This window comes from Pseudomonas guariconensis (assembly GCF_040822035.1).
Lineage (GTDB): Bacteria > Pseudomonadota > Gammaproteobacteria > Pseudomonadales > Pseudomonadaceae > Aquipseudomonas > Aquipseudomonas guariconensis.
The window spans coordinates 268,221-286,320 of record NZ_CP162012.1; the positions used below are offsets into that span (position 1 = coordinate 268,221).

18 protein-coding genes are annotated in these 18,100 nt (G+C 61.9%); 12 read left to right on the plus strand and 6 right to left on the minus strand.

Features of this window, described 5'->3' with window-relative positions; all coding sequences use genetic code 11:
* Positions 1-88: 88 nt before the first annotated feature.
* Complete coding sequence (locus AB1N67_RS01235) at positions 89-1,018, plus strand: alpha/beta hydrolase (protein WP_090343441.1); 930 nt, start codon at positions 89-91, stop codon at positions 1,016-1,018.
* Here AB1N67_RS01235 and AB1N67_RS01240 read toward each other — a convergent pair whose 3' ends face one another.
* Positions 1,019-1,771, minus strand: a complete 753-nt coding sequence (locus AB1N67_RS01240) for a DUF2059 domain-containing protein (protein ID WP_090343438.1) — start codon at positions 1,769-1,771, stop codon at positions 1,019-1,021. It abuts the gene before it with no gap.
* A 109-nt stretch (positions 1,772-1,880) separates the two neighbouring features.
* Here AB1N67_RS01240 and AB1N67_RS01245 point away from each other — a divergent pair, with 109 nt between their 5' ends.
* Together AB1N67_RS01245 and AB1N67_RS01250 are read left to right on the plus strand one after the other, a co-directional pair.
* Positions 1,881-2,516, plus strand: a complete 636-nt coding sequence (locus AB1N67_RS01245; RefSeq protein ID WP_232092096.1) for a 2OG-Fe(II) oxygenase — start codon at positions 1,881-1,883, stop codon at positions 2,514-2,516.
* Positions 2,503-3,006, plus strand: a complete 504-nt coding sequence (locus AB1N67_RS01250) for a DUF523 domain-containing protein (protein WP_102081412.1) — start codon at positions 2,503-2,505, stop codon at positions 3,004-3,006. Before AB1N67_RS01245 ends, AB1N67_RS01250 begins: the two co-directional genes overlap by 14 nt.
* 54 nt (positions 3,007-3,060) lie before the next feature.
* On the opposite strand, the gene AB1N67_RS01255 is transcribed toward AB1N67_RS01250, so the two are convergent.
* Positions 3,061-3,540: a transporter substrate-binding domain-containing protein gene (locus tag AB1N67_RS01255; protein ID WP_043211568.1), complete on the minus strand. Its 480-nt coding sequence runs from the start codon at positions 3,538-3,540 to the stop codon at positions 3,061-3,063.
* 227 nt (positions 3,541-3,767) lie between these two features.
* Between AB1N67_RS01255 and AB1N67_RS01260 the strand changes: the two genes are divergently transcribed.
* Entirely contained in the window at positions 3,768-4,244 is a 477-nt protein-coding gene (locus AB1N67_RS01260) for a DUF4399 domain-containing protein (protein WP_043211481.1), read from the plus strand.
* Between the two features lie 166 nt (positions 4,245-4,410).
* Here AB1N67_RS01260 and AB1N67_RS01265 read toward each other — a convergent pair.
* A protein-coding gene (locus AB1N67_RS01265; RefSeq protein WP_102081846.1) for an IS3 family transposase occupies positions 4,411-5,630 on the minus strand; the annotation gives its coding sequence in 2 pieces (ribosomal slippage) (positions 4,411-5,282 and positions 5,282-5,630; 1,221 coding nt in all).
* Between the two features lie 108 nt (positions 5,631-5,738).
* Entirely contained in the window at positions 5,739-6,968 is a 1,230-nt protein-coding gene (serA, locus tag AB1N67_RS01270) for a phosphoglycerate dehydrogenase (protein WP_043211478.1), read from the minus strand.
* A gap of 170 nt (positions 6,969-7,138) precedes the next feature.
* On the opposite strand from serA, the gene AB1N67_RS01275 reads away from it, so the two are divergent.
* From AB1N67_RS01275 to AB1N67_RS01290, 4 genes are all read left to right on the plus strand, one after another.
* On the plus strand, positions 7,139-8,536 hold the full coding sequence (locus AB1N67_RS01275) for an FAD-binding oxidoreductase (protein ID WP_090343430.1): 1,398 nt from the start codon (positions 7,139-7,141) through the stop codon (positions 8,534-8,536).
* A 26-nt stretch (positions 8,537-8,562) separates the two neighbouring features.
* Positions 8,563-9,228 (plus strand): fumarylacetoacetate hydrolase family protein, encoded by a 666-nt coding sequence (locus tag AB1N67_RS01280; protein ID WP_102081413.1) that lies wholly within the window; start codon positions 8,563-8,565, stop codon positions 9,226-9,228.
* A 145-nt stretch (positions 9,229-9,373) separates the two neighbouring features.
* On the plus strand, positions 9,374-10,297 hold the full coding sequence (locus AB1N67_RS01285) for an SdiA-regulated domain-containing protein (RefSeq protein WP_090343424.1): 924 nt from the start codon (positions 9,374-9,376) through the stop codon (positions 10,295-10,297).
* A gap of 65 nt (positions 10,298-10,362) precedes the next feature.
* On the plus strand, positions 10,363-11,268 hold the full coding sequence (locus AB1N67_RS01290; RefSeq protein ID WP_043211469.1) for an SdiA-regulated domain-containing protein: 906 nt from the start codon (positions 10,363-10,365) through the stop codon (positions 11,266-11,268).
* A 103-nt stretch (positions 11,269-11,371) separates the two neighbouring features.
* Here the strand turns inward: AB1N67_RS01290 and rpiA are convergent, their stop codons facing one another.
* A complete protein-coding gene (gene rpiA / locus AB1N67_RS01295) occupies positions 11,372-12,046 on the minus strand; it encodes a ribose-5-phosphate isomerase RpiA (RefSeq protein ID WP_043211467.1) in 675 nt (224 codons plus the stop codon).
* Between the two features lie 141 nt (positions 12,047-12,187).
* On the opposite strand from rpiA, the gene ilvA reads away from it, so the two are divergent.
* The 4 genes from ilvA to ptsP all read left to right on the plus strand — a co-directional run bounded on the left by ilvA (position 12,188) and on the right by ptsP (position 17,229).
* Positions 12,188-13,702, plus strand: a complete 1,515-nt coding sequence (ilvA, locus tag AB1N67_RS01300) for a threonine ammonia-lyase, biosynthetic (protein WP_090343422.1) — start codon at positions 12,188-12,190, stop codon at positions 13,700-13,702.
* Positions 13,703-13,740: 38 nt separating this feature from the next.
* Positions 13,741-14,166 carry a DUF2269 family protein gene (locus AB1N67_RS01305; protein ID WP_102081414.1) on the plus strand — a complete coding sequence of 142 codons (426 nt, stop codon included), beginning with the start codon at positions 13,741-13,743 and terminating at the stop codon, positions 14,164-14,166.
* 281 nt (positions 14,167-14,447) lie between these two features.
* Positions 14,448-14,927 (plus strand): RNA pyrophosphohydrolase, encoded by a 480-nt coding sequence (locus AB1N67_RS01310; protein WP_029614755.1) that lies wholly within the window; start codon positions 14,448-14,450, stop codon positions 14,925-14,927.
* Between the two features lie 22 nt (positions 14,928-14,949).
* Positions 14,950-17,229, plus strand: a complete 2,280-nt coding sequence (ptsP, locus tag AB1N67_RS01315; RefSeq protein ID WP_070571747.1) for a phosphoenolpyruvate--protein phosphotransferase — start codon at positions 14,950-14,952, stop codon at positions 17,227-17,229.
* A gap of 58 nt (positions 17,230-17,287) precedes the next feature.
* Here the strand turns inward: ptsP and AB1N67_RS01320 are convergent, their stop codons facing one another.
* Positions 17,288-18,034, minus strand: coding sequence for an NRDE family protein (locus AB1N67_RS01320; RefSeq protein WP_102081415.1), 747 nt, complete (start codon positions 18,032-18,034; stop codon positions 17,288-17,290).
* Between the last annotated feature and the right edge of the window lie 66 nt (positions 18,035-18,100).

The following is an 18,100-nucleotide window of genomic DNA, read 5'->3' on the forward strand; positions in this document are numbered from 1 at the left end:
TCTGTTCTGGCAAAGGGTCTAGCTTGCCACGATGACGCCCAGAGCTGAATATCACAGGTCAATACTCGCTTCGCTGTGGATCCGCCCGATGCCCGCCACCTTTCACCCCGACCTCCTGCGCGCCAGCCTTGCGCCCTTGGCGGCCCGCCACCCTCTGTCGTCCCAAGGCCTGGACTACCAGCGTTTCTATGGCCTGGACCTGCCGGTGCGCCAAAGCTGGCTGGGCGGCTTCAAGGCGGCGGGCTTCGAGTTGGTGGGGCAGGTGTGGTTGCCGCAGCGGCCTGTGGCGACGCTGTTTCTGCTGCACGGCTACTACGACCACATGGGGCTGTACTGCCATGTGATCGAATGGGCGTTGGGTCAGGGGTTCGCGGTCATCAGTTGCGACCTCCCAGGCCATGGGTTGTCGAGTGGCGAACGGGCCAGCATCACTGATTTCGCCGTCTACCAGCAGATGCTCGATGCTTTGTTCGAACAGGCCCGTCTGCTCGACTTGCCACGCCCATGGCATCTGTGCGGGCAGAGCACTGGCGGGGCGATCGTGGTGGATCACGTGCTGCACCACGGCGAGCAGAGCCCGGCCGATGGCCAAGTGATCCTGCTGGCGCCTTTGGTGCGGCCACGCTCGTGGTATTGGTCGAAACTCAGCTATTGCGTGCTGCGCCACTTCGTCAACGGCATCGAGCGGCGCTTCAGCGAGAACAGCAACGATCCGGCGTTCCTGCCGTTCCTGGAGGCCGACCCACTGCAACCGCGGCGGTTGCCGACGGCCTGGGTCGGGGCCCTGGTGGCCTGGGTCAAGCGTATCGAGGCCGCGCCGCGCAGCGTGCGGCGACCGGTGATCGTGCAGGGGGAAGCCGACGCCACGGTGGATTGGCCCTACAACCTCAAGGTGCTCAAGGCCAAGTTCGCCGAGCCGCAGATCCTCATGCTGCCCGAGGCGCGTCATCATCTGGCCAACGAGTTGCCGGCCATTCGCCAGCGCTACTTCGCCTTCATCGATCAGCGCCTTGGCTGATCACTGCAGGTCTGCGGCGCTCCGCCCCACCGCCAGACCGGCGCGCACCGCTTCCAGGGCTGCCTTGTAGTAGGCCTTGCCCTCGGCGGATTCGGCGAAGGTGGCGAATTCCTCGAGCTCGGCGTCGGACAGGTCGCGGTAGACGTACAACAGGGTGTTGTTCAAATCCTCGCCGATCTGCTGCATCAGGCGCTGGCGCTGGCCATCGAGCAGGCTGCTGGCCTGACCTGCCCCGAACAGGCCGGGGATCATGGAGCTGAGGCTGTCGGCCGCGACGCCGGCGATTGCCAGGCTCACCTCGGCACCGGCTTCCCGGGCAGGCAGGGCCTGGGCCAGGTGGCCGATGATCAGCATACGGTTGTCGCTGGCCTGGATCTTCGGCAGGCCCTTGGCATTCTTGGCCAGTTGGTCCTTGCGCGTAGCCAGCAGTTCGGCGGCCACGACCTTGCGCCCAAGCGGCGACTGGAAGAAGGCCAGCGCAGGCGCAGGGTTGGGCAGGTTGGCGCGCAATTGCGCCTGGGCCCGGCGGTCCATGGCCTGGGCCTGGAAACGCTGGTTGCTGTTGTTGACCAGCGCCTGGTAGACCGCAGGCGGCAGGCTGTTCTTGTAGCGCTGCTGGGCAGCGCTCACGGCATCGGTGAAGTGGGCGCGCTGGTCGGGCCAGCCGGCGACCTTGTACAGCTGATCGAGACTGTCTGCCCAGACAGGCATGGTGCAGATCATCATCAGCAGCAGGGAAAACAAACGGCGCATTCAGGACTCCTGTCGGCAGGCCGCTATTGTCCTTGGGGCGGCGTGGCTTTGTCGAGACGCCGATGACGGTTGGCGGCCAAGTGGCGCTGTCGGTTTTCACGGCGAGTCGATACTATGCGCCATGCCCATCTCTCTTGAATATCCGATGCTTTCTACCATCGTCGACGACCTGGCCAACCGTGGTTGGTCCCGCCAGCCTTTTTTCCTGCCCGAAGCATTGATCAGCGCCTTGGCGGCCGAGTGCCGACACCGTGCCGCCGAGGGCGAATTGAGCCCGGCCGGCGTGGGGCGCGGCACCGGACAAGAGGTGCGCGAAGCGATCCGTGGCGACCGCATCCAATGGCTGGAGCCGGGTGAGTCCGAGGCCTGTGACCGTTACCTGACGGCCATGGACAGCCTGCGCCAGGCGCTGAACCAGGGCTTGTACCTGGGCCTTGAGGACTTCGAGTGTCATTTCGCCTTGTATCCACCAGGCGCCTTCTATCGCCGTCATGTGGACCGTTTCCGCGACGACGACCGACGCGCGGTCTCGGCCATCCTCTACCTCAACGAGAATTGGCAACCCCAGGACGGTGGCCAGTTGCGCATGTTCCTCGCCGAGGACGCGCAGCTGGATGTGCAGCCGGAGGCGGGCAGCCTGGTGGTGTTCCTGTCTGGCGATATCCCCCATGAAGTCTTGCCGGCCAGGCGTGATCGCCTGTCTCTGACCGGCTGGTTCCGCCGTCGTGGCAATGAACCGTTCTGATTTGCCCAGGGTTCTGGTCAGCGCCTGTCTGCTGGGGCAGCCGGTGCGCTACGACGGGCGCGACAGCGGGCACCCGGATCTTCTTCAGCGCTGGCAGGCCGAGGGCCGCGTGGTGCCGCTATGTCCAGAAGTGGCGGGCGGCCTGCCGACACCCCGCCCCCCAGCGGAAATTCCGGGGGGGCAGGGGGCGGCGGTGCTGGACGGGCAGGCCCAGGTAGTGACGGTGACCGGGTTGGATGTCAGCGAAGCCTTTCTTGCTGGCGCCCGGCAGGCCCTGGCGCTGGTGCGTGAACATGGCATCCGTGTGGCGGTGCTCAAGGCAGGCAGCCCTTCATGTGGCAACCGGTTGACCTACGATGGGACCTTCAGCGGCGTGAAGGTCCCGGGGGAAGGGGTGACCACAGCGCTGTTGCGCCGCGAAGGCGTGCTGGTGTTCAGCGAGCTGGAGCTCGAAGACGCACAGCGAGCGCTGGAAGGTATGGGCCACTAGCAAGGATTCGCCAGACGATAAAGGTCGATGCCCCCTGCAGCGTTTGGCAGGCCATCACTGGCTCGCTGCCTGGTTCTTGAGCCACTTCTGTTCCAATGCCGTCAGACGGCCGTCGTCCTTGATGCGCTGCAGGGCATTGTTCACTGCGCTTTCGAACGCCGGGTTGTCCTTCTGGAATGGAATCACCCGTGCGTCGGCGCCATAGGGCTGGCTGATATCCAATTGCCCATCGAGTGTCTGTTTGGCATCGAGCTGATCGAGGGCGATGTCGAACTTGCCGCTCTGAACGCCAGGCAGCAACTGATCCGCAGGGGCCTCGACGAATTGCGCACGCACATCCAGTTCCTTGGCGATGGCCTGGCCCAGCTCGATTTCAAAGCCAGTCAGGTGTTCGTTTTCCTTGTAGGCGTAGGGTGGGGTATCGGATTGCACGGCAATGCGCAGCTCGCCCCGGTCGTTGACGTCGTCTATCAGCTCGGCCTGGGCCAATGGGCTGATCAAAAGTGCCAGAAGTACGCCAGTGCTCAAACGCATGAATGCCCCCATTTTCTTTTGGCAGTTGAATATGTTTCGCCGCGACTTTCTGACTTGTTACGGTCGAATGCAGGCTATGACCTTAGCTGCGCTGCAATGTTTTGAGCGGCGATCATTTTTTCTGATCCTGTCCGGCAAGACCTTGGCGCCCAATTGAACTATGGTGATTTATCGCTGCGGTTCGTTAATGGACAGTAGTCAATGAAAGTGAAACACAGGAGATGTGAATGAACAGCCTATTTTCGCGTGCTGCCGTTGCCGGCTTGTTGATGGGGGTGTCGGTGTTCGCGGGCGCCGCGGACGCGCTGAAGAGTCAGGAGCCGCCCGAGGGCGCCAAGGTCTTCATCGTTTCCCCCGCTGACGGAGCGACCGTCGACAAGACCTTCACGGTCAAGTTCGGCATCGAGGGCATGGGGCTCAAGCCTGCGGGCGATGCGACCCCGCACACGGGTCACCATCATCTGCTGGTTGATGTCGACAAAGAGCCTGCGGCTGACCAGCCGCTGCCGACCACCTTGATGCCGGAGAACAACGCACCACTGCCGGCCGGCCCGCAAGTGTTGCACTTCGGCAAGGCGCAGACCGAAGCCACCATCACCCTGACGCCAGGCAAGCACACCCTGCAACTGGTCCTGGGGGACCGGTTCCATGTGCCGTTCAAGCCAAGCGTCGAGTCGCAGAAGATCACCGTGCAGGTGAAGTAAATCCCGACTCTTTCGCGGCCCTCTGGCACAGCGAGATGCTTGAGAGCGATACATGACCTGTGGGAGCGGCGGTTCGGCGCTCCGATTTACCCGCGAAACAGACACCGTCGATACACATGTCTAGTCCTGAAATAGGTTTACACCTGTTCAGGTAGGCCGGTAGGCCTCAAAACGCCCGATGCACCGCATCGGGCGTTTTGTGTTTCAGGGCCATGTGAGGCCGCTCCGTGTTATAGATCTGCACGGCCTCATCAACCATCTTCCGTGCCTGCTCCAGATCTTCTGGGTTACTCAGCAACAGCTCTGTTTTGAGGATTCCGTTGATGCGCTCGGCTAGAGCGTTCTGGTAGCAGTCGTACCCGTCAGTCATCGAGCAATGAACTCCGTGCCTTGTATGCAGCGACTGGTATAGCGCTGAGCAGTATTGAATACCGCGGTCGGAGTGATGGACTAACGGCTGGTGGCGCCGCCGCTTGCGCAGGGCCTGTCTAAAGGCTTGTGCAACCGACTCGGCATGTAGGCTTTCATGGACATGATGGCCAACAATCTTTCTGGAATATGCATCCGTTACCAGGCTCAGGTACAGCGGGCCGCTTCTGGAGGGCAGGTAGGTAATATCCGCCACCCAGACGTGCTCTGGCCCTGACGGAACTACCTGATTTGGGCCTGCTTTGAGAAGATTGGGATGACGGTAGAAGCGATGATAGCTTTGGGTTGTCTTGTGATACGCCCGCTTGGGCAGCACCAGCAAGCGGCGCTCGCCCAAAACCTCAAACAGCCGGTCTCGGCCAACTTGGACTCGTTTATCAGGCTGGCAATGCAGCAGATAGTGCAGTTTCCGTGTTCCCAGTCGCGGCTGACGCATCCGGATTTTCTGAACAAACTCGACAACCCGATCTGCCTGATGCGCTTTACTGTCGGCAGCTCGATTGCGCTTGTAATAAGCCTGCCGGCTAATGCCTAGAAACTGACAAGCCCTGGCAATGCTCAGTCCTGCGACTTGACCTTGCGAGAGGACTTGCCGGATCGCTTTTTTACGACCGATACACCGTAGTCATTCTTCAGGACATCAACGACGGTCTCAAAGAACTGAGCCTTCTGGCTCATCAGCTCAAGCTGCTGCTCAAGCTCTTTGATCCGCTGCTCTGGAGTGAGCGTTTTGGGGTCGGACATCGCGAAGCTCCTCTCGGCCCGGATCGACGCCCCTTGGCTCCAATCCTGCCGACCATGCTTACGCAACCATACCAGAACTGTAGATTTGCCCTGGATACCGTACCGCTCCTGGGCCTGAGTACAGGTCAATTCACCTTTTTCGACCTGATCCACTACAGCCAATTTAAAAGTCAGCGAGTAATCACGCTGTGTTCGCTTCACACCATGCACCATCGAGGTCTCCAGATTCTCGGGGGAAAGGTGTAAACCTTATTCAGGACGGGACAACAGGCAAAAAAAAGGAGGCCACCCGGGCCTCCTTTTTTTATGCAGCGCAGTAACTTAGAACAGCACGCGAGAGCGGATAGTACCCTTGACCTGCTGGAGTTTTTCCTGCGCCAGGTCCGAGTATTCGGCATCCACGTCGATGACCACGTAACCCACTTTCTCGTCGGTCTGCAGGAACTGGCCGGAGATGTTGATCCCGTTTTCGGCGAAGACCTTGTTGATCTCGCTGAGTACGCCGGGGATGTTCTGGTGGATGTGCAGCAGGCGGTGCTTGCCTGGGTGCGCCGGGAGGGCAACTTCGGGGAAGTTGACCGACGATACGGACGTACCGTTGTCGCTGTACTTGACCAGCTTCTCGGCCACTTCCAGGCCGATGTTGGCCTGGGCTTCGGCGGTGGAGCCACCGATGTGTGGGGTCAGGATCACGTTGTCCAGGCCGCGCAGCGGGCTTTCGAACTGCTCGTCGTTGGAGCGAGGCTCGACCGGGAAGACGTCGATGGCGGCGCCGATCAGGTGCTGATCCTTGATCGCGGCGGCCAGGTGGTCGAGTTCGACCACGGTGCCACGGGCGGCGTTGATCAGGATCGAGCCCTTCTTCATCGCACGGATTTCCTTCTCGCCGATCATCCACTGGGTGGATGGCAGCTCAGGCACGTGCAGCGAGACGATGTCGGCCAGGCCCAGCAGCTCATGCAGGCTGGTCACCTGGGTGGCGTTGCCCAGCGGCAGCTTGGTCAGCGGATCGTAGAAGTAGACCTGCATGCCCAGGCTTTCGGCCAGGACCGACAATTGGGTGCCGATCGAGCCGTAGCCGACGATGCCCAGTTTCTTGCCACGAATCTCGAAGGAATTGGCCGCGCTCTTGATCCAGCCGCCACGGTGGCAGGAAGCGTTCTTCTCGGGGATGCCACGCAGCAGCAGGATGGCTTCGGCCAGCACCAGCTCGGCAACGGAGCGGGTGTTGGAGAACGGCGCGTTGAACACGGCGATACCGCGCTCGCGGGCTGCGTTCAGGTCGACCTGGTTGGTACCGATGCAGAAGCAGCCGACAGCGACCAGTTTCTTCGCGCAGTCGAAGATCTCTTCGGTCAGCTGGGTGCGAGAGCGAATGCCGATGAAGTGGGCATCAGCGATCTTTTCCTTCAACTCTGCTTCCGGCAAGGAACCAGTGAGGTACTCGATATTGGTGTACCCGGCAGCCTTGAGGGTATCGACCGCATTCTGGTGCACACCTTCAAGAAGAAGGAACTTGATCTTGCTCTTGTCGAGAGAAGTCTTGCTCATCTGCGTAAACCTGTATCCCGGAGAAAAATGGCAGGGGGGGTAAAGCGGCGCGGCGTCGGCCTTAGCACGAACGGCGGGAGCGCTATGCTAGCATACGCGACAGAATCTGAGCTTATCCCGACAGGTGAAGAGTGCTCAGGGTGACTATGAATAGTTCGAGAGTTCAGCCGATGACCAACACCGCGGTACTTGATGAACTGATGACCCTGGTCGACCCGAGCAAGGTTCTTACCGACCCGGCTTCGCTGGAGGCCTACGGCAAGGACTGGACCAAGCACTATCCACCGGCGCCCTCGGCGATCGTCTTCCCTCGGTCCATCGAGCAGGTGCAGGCCATTGTCGCCTGGGCCAATCGACATCAAGTCGCGTTGGTGCCCTCGGGCGGGCGCACCGGCCTCTCTGCCGCCGCGGTGGCCGCCAACGGCGAGGTGGTGGTGGCCTTCGACTACATGAACCGGATCCTCGACTTCAACGCCTTCGACCGCACCGTGGTGTGCCAACCGGGCGTGATCACTCGCCAGTTGCAGCAGTTCGCCGAGGACAACGGCCTTTATTACCCGGTGGATTTCGCCTCGTCGGGCTCCAGTCAGATCGGTGGCAACATCGGCACCAATGCCGGCGGCATCAAGGTCATTCGCTATGGCATGACCCGTAACTGGGTAGCAGGGCTGAAAGTGGTGACCGGCAAGGGTGAGCTGCTCGAGTTGAACAAGGGCTTGATCAAGAACGCCACCGGCTACGACCTGCGTCAGCTGTTCATTGGCGCCGAAGGCACCCTGGGCTTCGTGGTCGAGGCCACGCTGCGTCTGGACCGTGCGCCGCGCAACTTGACCGCCATGGTGTTGGGTACGCCGGACTTCGACTCGATCATGCCAGTGCTGCATGCCTTCCAGGGCCGGCTCGACCTCACCGCGTTCGAATTCTTCTCCGACAAGGCCTTGGCCAAGGTCATGGGGCGTGGCGACGTGCCGCCGCCGTTCGAGACCGATTGCCCGTTCTATGCCCTGCTGGAGTTCGAAGCCAGCACCGAAGATGTGGCCAACGAAGCCCTGGCCACCTTCGAGCATTGCGTCGAGCAGGGCTGGGTACTCGATGGCGTGATGAGCCAGAGCGAGACCCAACTCAAGAACCTATGGAAACTGCGCGAGTACATCTCCGAAACCATTTCCCACTGGACACCCTACAAGAACGACATTTCCGTCACGGTTTCGAAGGTGCCGGCGTTCCTGCGGGACATCGATGCCATCGTCGGTCAGCACTATCCGGACTTCGAAGTGGTCTGGTACGGCCATATCGGCGACGGCAACCTGCACCTGAACATCCTCAAGCCCGATGACATGGCCAAGGACGCGTTTTTCGCCACCTGCGCCAAGGTCAACAAATGGGTGTTCGAGATCGTCCAGCGTTACAACGGCTCGATCTCCGCCGAGCATGGCGTGGGCATGACCAAGCGCGACTACCTGGGCTACAGCCGCTCACCTGAGGAAATTGCCTGCATGAAGGCAATAAAGGGGGTGTTCGACCCGAACGGCATCATGAATCCGGGTAAGATCTTCGCTCCTGAATAAGTACGCAGTATCCAGAGGAGTCGGCCATGAGTTACCAGCACCAGTACCTAGACGGCACGCGCATCCACTTTCCCCTGGGCAAGGTGGTCTGCATAGGCCGTAACTACGCCGAACATGCCAAGGAGCTGGACAACCCAATCCCCAGCGAGCCTCTGCTGTTCATAAAGCCCGGCAGTTGTGTGGTGCCCTTGGAGGGTGGTTTCAAGATCCCGACCGAGCGGGGGGCCGTGCATTATGAAGCGGAGATTGCCGTGCTGGTCGGCAAGCCGCTGTCGACCCACCCCAGCGAAGAAGAAGTGCGCGATGCCATTTCCGGCTTTGCCCCGGCCTTGGACCTGACCCTGCGCGACGTGCAGGCCAAGCTCAAGGAGAAGGGCCTGCCTTGGGAACTGGCCAAGAGCTTCGACGGTGCCTGCGTCCTGCCGCCGTTCGTGGTCGCCGACACCTTCGAGGACCTGACCGATATCGGCATTCGCCTGTCGATCAACGGCGAAGTCCGCCAGGACGGTAACAGCGCGATGATGCTCAACCCCATCGTGCCGGTCATCCAGCATATTGCCGCTCACTTCTCCCTGCTCCCGGGTGATGTCATCCTCACCGGTACACCCGTTGGCGTCGGCCCCTTGAGGGTGGGCGATGAGTTGGTGTTGGAGCTTCCCGGCGCGAGCCGCTTCGAAAGCCGCGTGTTGTGACCCGCTGACGATGACAGTCTTATCGGGCTGTCATCGTATTCAACGCGATATTTGCCGTTTTTTTCACAAATCATCCGGATAATGCCCCGGATATTTCATTAGCCGAAGTTAGGGAGAACTCGGCGATACCAGGAAGCGCTCTTCTATGGCATTTACCTCCAGTGCTCCACGCCCAGTTCGCAAGCGCGGTATTTTCCGTCGTTGGCAGGTATGGGTAGGGGTAGTCGCAGTGTTGGGCTATGTCCTGGCGGTGATCATGCATTGGGACGATCGCGCCGTGCTGTGGGTCAAGGAGCGCTTCGAGAACAAGGTCGAGCGCGGTGAAAGCGTCTGGCTGCCGGACTACGTGGCGGACATCGATGCCAAGGTATTGCCGGGCATGTCGGACGATGAGCCATCGGACCTGGCGTTCAACCCGTTTACCCGGACCCTGTTCGCGGTAATGGGGAACAACCCTTTCCTGGTCGAGCTGAGCCTCGAGGGTGATGTGCTGCGCAAGATCCCGCTGGTGGGCTGGGACAACCCCGAAGGGGTCGCGGTGTTGGCCGATGGCCAGATCGCGATCGTCGACGAGCGCAAGCATGACATGACCCTGGTGAGCGTGGATGCCAGCACCGCCAGCTTGACCTACGCGGACCATCCGCACCACGACCTGGGCAAGTCAGCCAACAGCAACAAGGGTTTCGAGGCCATCGCCTGGGACCCTGTCCGCCAGCGTCTGCTGTTGGGTGAAGAGCGTCCGCCCAAACTGTATGCCTGGAGCACCGATGGCAAAAGCCCGCTCAAAGGCGAAAAGCAGGTTGTGCCCAGCGACCAGCTCGATGTGCGCAATCTCTCCGCCTTGTGGATCGATCCCCGCACGGGCCATTTGCTGGTCTTGTCGGCTGATTCCAACTTGCTGCTGGAACTGGACGAAAAGGGCAAACAGGTCAGCTTCATGACGTTGCTCGGCGGTTTCAACGGCTTGAAGCACACCATTCCGCGCGCCGAGGGCGTGGCGACGGATGACCAGGGCAACCTGTACATGGTGAGTGAGCCAGACCTTTTCTATCGTTTCAGAAAGAACTGACGGCATTAAGTTTTATTTCAGTCGACCATGATTAGATTCCGGCCTTTCTTATCGGATCTATCTTCATGTGTCGTCGTTCACGCCTGTTCCTTGTTCTGGTGCCGTGCCTTGCGCTGCTGGCGGGTGGATTGGCCGCCCATGAGTTTCGTCTGTTCGAGCGTGGCTGGTTCAATCTTCAGGCTTGGTGGCAGCCTGCCGAGCAGGGCATAGGCCTTGATCGTTACCGTGTGACGCTCGAAGCCCAGCCTATCGCAGGGCTGGATGACGATATCTCGGCGCTGACCTTCGACCCCGACCGCAAGACCCTCTTTACCGTCACCAACAAACGCTCCGAACTCATCGAACTGTCGCTGGAAGGTCGCATCCTGCGCCGCGTCCCCCTGACCGGCTTCGGCGATCCCGAGGCGGTGGAATACGTGGGAACCAACAGTTATGTGATCACCGACGAGCGTGAGCAGCGGCTGATCCGCGTGCATCTGGACGACGACACACTGTTTCTCGACGCCAACGATGCCGAGCAGCTCACCTTGGCCATTGGCCGTAATGGCAACAAGGGCTTCGAAGGCCTAGCCTACGACTCGGCAGGCAAGCGCCTGTTCGTGGCCAAGGAGCGCGACCCGATGATGATCTACGAGATTCACGGCTTCCCCCACGGAAAACCCGGAAAACCCTATGCGGTGCATGTGGTGCAGGACCGCAAGCGCGATTCGCGGTTGTTCGTGCGTGACCTGTCGAGCCTGCAGTTCGACGAGCGCACGGGGCATTTGCTGGCGCTGTCGGATGAGTCTCGGTTGGTGGTGGAACTGGATGTGGAGGGCCGGCCGCTGAGCACGCTTTCGTTGAACAAAGGCTTTCAGGGGCTCAAGCGCAGTGTGCCGCAGGCCGAGGGCCTGGCCATGGACGAGGAGGGGACCATCTATCTGGTCAGTGAGCCGAACCTGTTCTACGTCTTCAGGCAATCGACAGATTGAACGCGGGTCGCTAGCAGGTCTGAGCTCAAAGTCGCCAACTCCCACCGGATACCGGTGGAAACTGGCGAAGTCTTCAACGGGCTGCAATGCAGCCCCAGAAGGGTTACTCGGCCTTGAGCGTCTTGACGCCTTCGGCGGTGCCGAGCAGCAGCAGGTCCGCCGGACGCGCCGCGAACAGGCCGTTGGTGACTACGCCGACGATGGCGTTGATCTGCGACTCCAGGCCGACCGGGTCGGTGATTTGCAGGTTGTGCACGTCAAGAATGACGTTGCCGTTGTCGGTCACTACGCCTTCGCGATACACCGGGTCGCCGCCGAGCTTGACCAACTGGCGAGCCACGTGGCTGCGGGCCATGGGGATCACCTCGACCGGCAGCGGGAAGGCGCCCAGCACGGGCACCAGCTTGCTGGCGTCGGCAATGCAGATGAAGGTCTTGGCCACCGCCGCGACGATCTTCTCCCGGGTCAGGGCCGCACCGCCGCCCTTGATCAGGTTCAGGTGCGCATCGCTCTCGTCGGCACCGTCCACATAGAACTCCAGTTCGCTGACACTGTTGAGTTCGTACACCGGGATGCCATGGGACTTCAGGCGCTCGGCGGTGGCTTCGGAGCTGGCGACAGCGCCGTCGAAGGCGGTCTTGTGCTTGGCCAGGGCATCGATGAAGAAGTTGGCGGTCGAACCGGTGCCGACGCCGACGACGCTTTTCTCATCCAGCTTGGGCAGAATGAAGTCGACGGCAGCCTGGGCGACGGCCTGTTTGAGTTGGTCCTGGGTCATGCGGGCTCCGAGAGGGGCGGGATTTCAAAGCCCGGTATTATAGACGCAAGTGCCGGCAAAACCTCGGTTTCGCTGTGGTCGCCCGACGTAGCGCTGCGGTAGACTCCCAGGCCTTGTCCCGCGGCCAGTGATGCTTTCCCGATGCTCGAACAGTACGTCAAGAAGATCCTCACCTCGCGCGTCTACGACGTCGCTGTCGAAACCCCGCTGCAGAGCGCTGGCCAGTTGAGCAAGCGGCTGGGCAACCAGGTCCTGCTCAAGCGCGAGGATCTGCAGCCGGTGTTCTCCTTCAAGATCCGTGGGGCGTACAACAAACTGGCGCAGCTGAGCCCAGAAGAACTGGCCCGCGGCGTGGTCACCGCCTCGGCCGGCAACCATGCCCAAGGTGTGGCACTGGCGGCGCGCGAATTGGGTATCAAGGCAACCATCGTGATGCCTAAGACCACCCCGGAGATCAAGGTCGAAGGCGTGCGCTCGCGCGGCGGCAAGGTGGTGCTGCACGGCGACTCCTTCCCCGAGGCGCTGGCCTATTCGCTCAAGCTGGTCGACGAGAAGGGCTTCGTCTACATCCACCCCTATGACGACCCCCACACCATTGCCGGTCAAGGCACCGTGGCCATGGAAATCCTGCGCCAGCACCCGGGGCGCCTGGACGCGATCTTCGTGCCCGTCGGCGGCGGTGGCCTGATCGCCGGCATCGCCGCCTATGTGAAGTACCTGCGTCCCGAGATCAAGGTGATCGGCGTCGAGCCGGACGATTCCAACTGCCTGCAGGCCGCGATGGCTGCAGGCGAGCGCGTGGTGCTGCCGCAGGTCGGCCTGTTCGCCGACGGCGTGGCGGTGGCGCAGATCGGCCAGCATACCTTCGACATCTGCCGACAGTATGTGGACGAGGTGGTGACGGTCAGCACCGACGAGATTTGCGCTGCCATCAAGGATATCTACGACGATACCCGCTCGATCACCGAACCTGCAGGCGCCTTGGGCGTGGCGGGCATCAAGAAATACGTCGAGCTGTATGGCGTATCCGGCCAGACCCTGGTGGCGATCGACTCGGGTGCCAACGTCAATTTCGACCGCCTGCGCCATGTGGCCGAGCGCGCCGAACTGGGCGAAAAGCGCGAGGCGATCATCGCTGTGACCATTCCGGAGCGACCGGGCAGCTTCAAGGCATTCTGCGAGGCGATCGGCAAGCGCCAGATCACCGAGTTCAACTACCGTTACCACGCCGACAAGGAAGCGCACATCTTCGTTGGCGTGCAGACTCACCCTGAAACCGATCCGCGGGCGATGCTGGTCCAGCAACTGACCGAGCAAGGCTTCCCTGTCACCGACCTGACCGACAACGAACTGGCCAAGCTGCATATCCGCCACATGGTCGGCGGGCACTCGGCAGGGGCCAGCGACGAGATGGTGCTGCGCTTCGAGTTCCCCGAGCGCCCAGGGGCGCTGTTCAATTTCCTCAATAAACTCGGCGGTCGCTGGAACATCTCCATGTTCCACTACCGCAATCACGGCGCAGCCGATGGCCGAGTGGTCGCAGGCCTGCAGGTACCGGACGACGAACGCCACCTGGTACCGGCGGCACTGGCCAAGATCGGCTACCCCTACTGGGACGAGACCGATAACCCGGCTTACAAGCTGTTCCTGGGCTAAACGACTAAGCTTGCCCTATCGCTCAAGGACGTGAAGATATGGAATACCTGACCACCCTCAAGGCCCTGCACATCGGTGCCACCGTGTTGTTGCTACTGGGCGCGCTGGGCCTGGCGACCTGGACCGTCGCTGCCCGCCGTCGTGGCGATGCCGAGGCCTACGGCAAGCTGCTGCGCCGGCCTCTGGTGTTTGTCTGGTTGTTGATGGGCGTTTGCTTGGTGAGCATGCCGTTCACCGGTTGGTGGCTGGTGCACCTGATCGGCTGGCCCCTGGGGCAGACGTGGTTACTGGCCTCCAGCGTCATCTACAGCGTTGGCGCGTTCACTGCCTGGTGGTTGCTGGTCCGTCTCAACCGGCTGCGCAAGGCTGAACCCACGGGGTTGCGCTTCACCCTGGCGTTGGCGTTGATCAGTGGCGTGTGCTTGCTCTCCATCGCCGGACTGATGGGCGCCAAGCCGATCTGAGCCCCAAGGGGTCGTTCCACGCCCCATCGTAGGTGGCCAGCTTCCACCTGGATCCGCTTTGAAAGGTAGGCGCTGGCGCAGCTGCGATGCTCCGTCACCAACCCTTCATGAAACCGCGGTATATCGTTACAGACCCTCGGCGACGTTCATGAGCCGGGCCCCGGCAAGACCCCATGGAACACAGAGTTTTCACCTCGCCTCACATAAGCTTGGCGGGCGCGTTGCTGCGCTCGTGAGCTTTGTGGAACAATGCGTTGACATGCGTTTGCGAGGTTGCTGCCGTGATCGACCCGGATGGTTTTCGCCCCAATGTCGGGATCATTCTTACGAATGATGCCGGGCAGGTGCTATGGGCTCGACGGATCAACCAGGATGCCTGGCAATTCCCCCAGGGTGGCATCAACCCTGACGAGACGCCGGAAGACGCCCTGTACCGCGAGCTGAACGAAGAAGTAGGCCTGGAACGCGAGGATGTGGAAATTCTTGCCTGCACCCGTGGCTGGTTGCGTTATCGTTTACCCCAGCGCCTGGTGCGCACCCACAGCCAGCCCCTGTGCATTGGCCAGAAACAGAAGTGGTTCCTGCTGCGCCTTGTGAGCAATGAGCAGCGGGTACGCATGGACCTGACCGGCAAGCCGGAATTCGACGGCTGGCGTTGGGTCAGCTACTGGTATCCCTTGGGCCAGGTGGTGACATTCAAGCGTGAGGTCTATCGCCGCGCCTTGAAAGAGCTAGCCCCGCGCCTGTTGACGCGCGACTGACGACGGAGTCCGACCCCGAGCCATGCTCAATACGCTGCGCAAGATCGTCCAGGAAGTGAACTCCGCCAAAGATCTCAAGACGGCGTTGGGGATCATTGTCTTGCGCGTCAAGGAAGCCATGGGCAGCCAGGTCTGCTCGGTCTACCTGCTCGATCCGGATACCAACCGTTTCGTGCTTATGGCCACCGAGGGCTTGAACAAACGTTCCATCGGCAAGGTCAGCATGGCCCCCAACGAAGGCCTGGTCGGCCTGGTCGGTACCCGGGAAGAGCCGCTGAACCTCGAAGACGCCGCCGCCCACCCCCGTTATCGCTACTTCGCCGAAACCGGCGAGGAGCGCTTCGCCTCCTTCCTCGGTGCACCGATCATCCACCACCGTCGTGTGGTCGGGGTGTTGGTCATCCAGCAAAAGGAGCGCCGCCAGTTCGACGAAGGCGAAGAAGCCTTCCTGGTCACCATGAGCGCCCAGCTCGCAGGCGTTATCGCCCATGCCGAGGCCACCGGCTCCATCCGGGGCCTGGGCCGCCAGGGCAAGGGCATCCAGGAGGCGCGCTTCGTCGGTGTGCCTGGCTCGCCGGGCGCCGCCGTCGGCAAGGCCGTGGTGATGCTGCCGCCGGCCGATCTGGAAGTGGTCCCGGACAAGACCGTCGAGGACATCGACACCGAACTCAAGCTGTTCAACACCGCTCTGGAAGGTGTGCGCGCCGACATGCGCAAGCTGTCGGCCAAGCTCGCCACCCAGTTGCGCCCGGAAGAGCGCGCGCTGTTCGACGTCTACCTGATGATGCTCGAGGACGCGGCTTTGGGCGGCGAGGTGGCGCAGGTCATCAAGACCGGCCAATGGGCCCAGGGCGCCCTGCGCCAGGTGGTGGGCGAGCACGTCAGCCGCTTCGAGTTGATGGACGACGATTACCTGCGTGAGCGGGCATCGGACGTCAAGGACCTGGGCCGGCGCCTGCTGGCCTATCTCCAGGAGGCGCGCTCGCAGACGCTGGTCTACCCGGACAACACCATCCTGGTGAGCGAGGAACTGACCCCGGCGATGCTCGGCGAGGTACCGGAGGGCAAGCTGGTCGGCCTGGTCTCGGTACTCGGCTCGGGCAACTCCCACGTGGCGATCCTGGCTCGGGCCATGGGTATCCCGACGGTCATGGGCCTGGTCGACCTGCCGTACTCGAAGGTCGACGGCATCGAAATGATCGTCGACGGCTACAAGGGTGAGGTGTTCACCAACCCGGGCGAGGTGCTGCGCAAGCAGTACAGCGACGTGGTCGAGGAGGAGCGCCAGCTGGCCCAGGGGCTGGATGCCCTGCGTGAGCTGCCGTGCGTGACCCCGGATGGCCACCGCATGCCGTTGTGGGTCAACACGGGGCTGCTGGCCGATGTCGCCCGTGCCCAGCAGCGTGGTGCCGAAGGCGTGGGCCTGTACCGCACCGAAGTGCCTTTCATGATCAACCAGCGCTTCCCCAGCGAGAAGGAACAGCTGACGATCTACCGTGAGCAACTGCAGGCGTTCCATCCGCTGCCTGTGACCATGCGCAGCCTCGATATCGGCGGCGACAAAGCGCTTTCGTACTTCCCGATCAAGGAAGAAAACCCCTTCCTGGGCTGGCGTGGCATCCGTGTGACCCTCGACCACCCAGAAATCTTCCTGGTGCAGACCCGCGCCATGCTCAAGGCCAGCGAGGGCCTGAACAATCTACGCATTCTGCTGCCGATGATCTCCGGCATCCATGAGCTGGAAGAGGCGCTGCACCTGATCCACCGCGCCTGGGGCGAGGTGCGGGACGAAGGCACCGATGTGCCGATGCCGCCGGTCGGGGTGATGGTCGAAATTCCTGCCGCGGTGTACCAGACCCGCGAGCTTGCGCGTCAGGTGGACTTCCTGTCGGTCGGTTCCAACGACCTTACCCAGTACCTGTTGGCGGTCGATCGCAACAACCCGCGCGTCGCCGACCTCTACGACTACTTGCATCCAGCGGTGCTTCAGGCCTTGCAGACCGTGGTCAGCGTCGCCCATGAAGAAGGCAAACCGGTGAGCATTTGCGGTGAGATGGCCGGCGATCCAGCTGCCGCCGTGCTGCTGATGGCGATGGGCTTCGATAGCCTGTCGATGAACGCCACCAACCTGCCAAAGGTGAAGTGGATGCTGCGTCAGATCAACATGAGCAAGGCCAAGGAACTGCTGGTCGATGCCATGAGCCATGACAACCCGCAGGTTATCCACAGTTCGCTGCAGTTGGCCCTGAAGAACCTGGGGCTGGCGCGGATGATCGGGCCTGGGGCCAACAAGACCCTCTGACATCACTCCTGGCCTCTTCGTGGGTAAACCCGCGAAGAGGCCGATACACCAATGCCTTTCAGACCAGCAGCTCGACCTCTCCCAAGTGCCCGCCAAAGGGCCCGAAACTGCGCTCGATGATTCGCCGCCGTCCTTGGTCATCGACCAGCAATACCGTACTCGCCCGTGTTCCATAGTTCTGGCTGGCAATGAACACGCTCGACAGCAGCTTCTCGGTCGCCAACCCCACGCCAGTTTCCGGCAGATCGCTGTCATGGGCCGGCGCTGCATCGGCGAGCAACGCCAGCAGATGCTCCGGCTGAGGATCCTCAAGTAACGCCTCCAGCCCATTACGCGCCTTGATCAGCTTGGGCCAGGGCGTATCCAGCCCGGCATTGGACAGCCCGTACACCCCAGGCTCCAGCAGGCGCGGCGAGGTCTGGCGTGCGTTCAGGTAACCCAGCTGCCCTGCATCGCCCACCAGTAGATTGAATCCTGAGTACTGGCTGCTGCGGCTGGCCACCTGGTCGAGGTAAGCCTCCACGCCCAGGTCCCCGCGCAGATAGGCCGCCACCAGCTCGCCGCGTGAGCGTGGCCCGAGTGGCTGTTGTGGGTCACGGATGTTGGTCAGCGCCGCGAAGCGTCCCAGGGGGCCGATGCCCAGCCAGGTGCCACCGGCTTCCAGGTCGCGACCGGCATGCACGCCCGGGGCGTCCTCCCAGGCGGCCAGGGCCTGGGTCGGGCGGGCGTAGAACTCGTCACGGTTGGCCGCGACGATCAGCGGCAGGGCGTGCCCCGGCCGCCAGGCGAAAACGATCAGGCACATGTCAGGGCCTCGGTTGTTTTGGCCACTCTACCCACTAGGGCTGCGTCTATCCATCACCTGACAGAG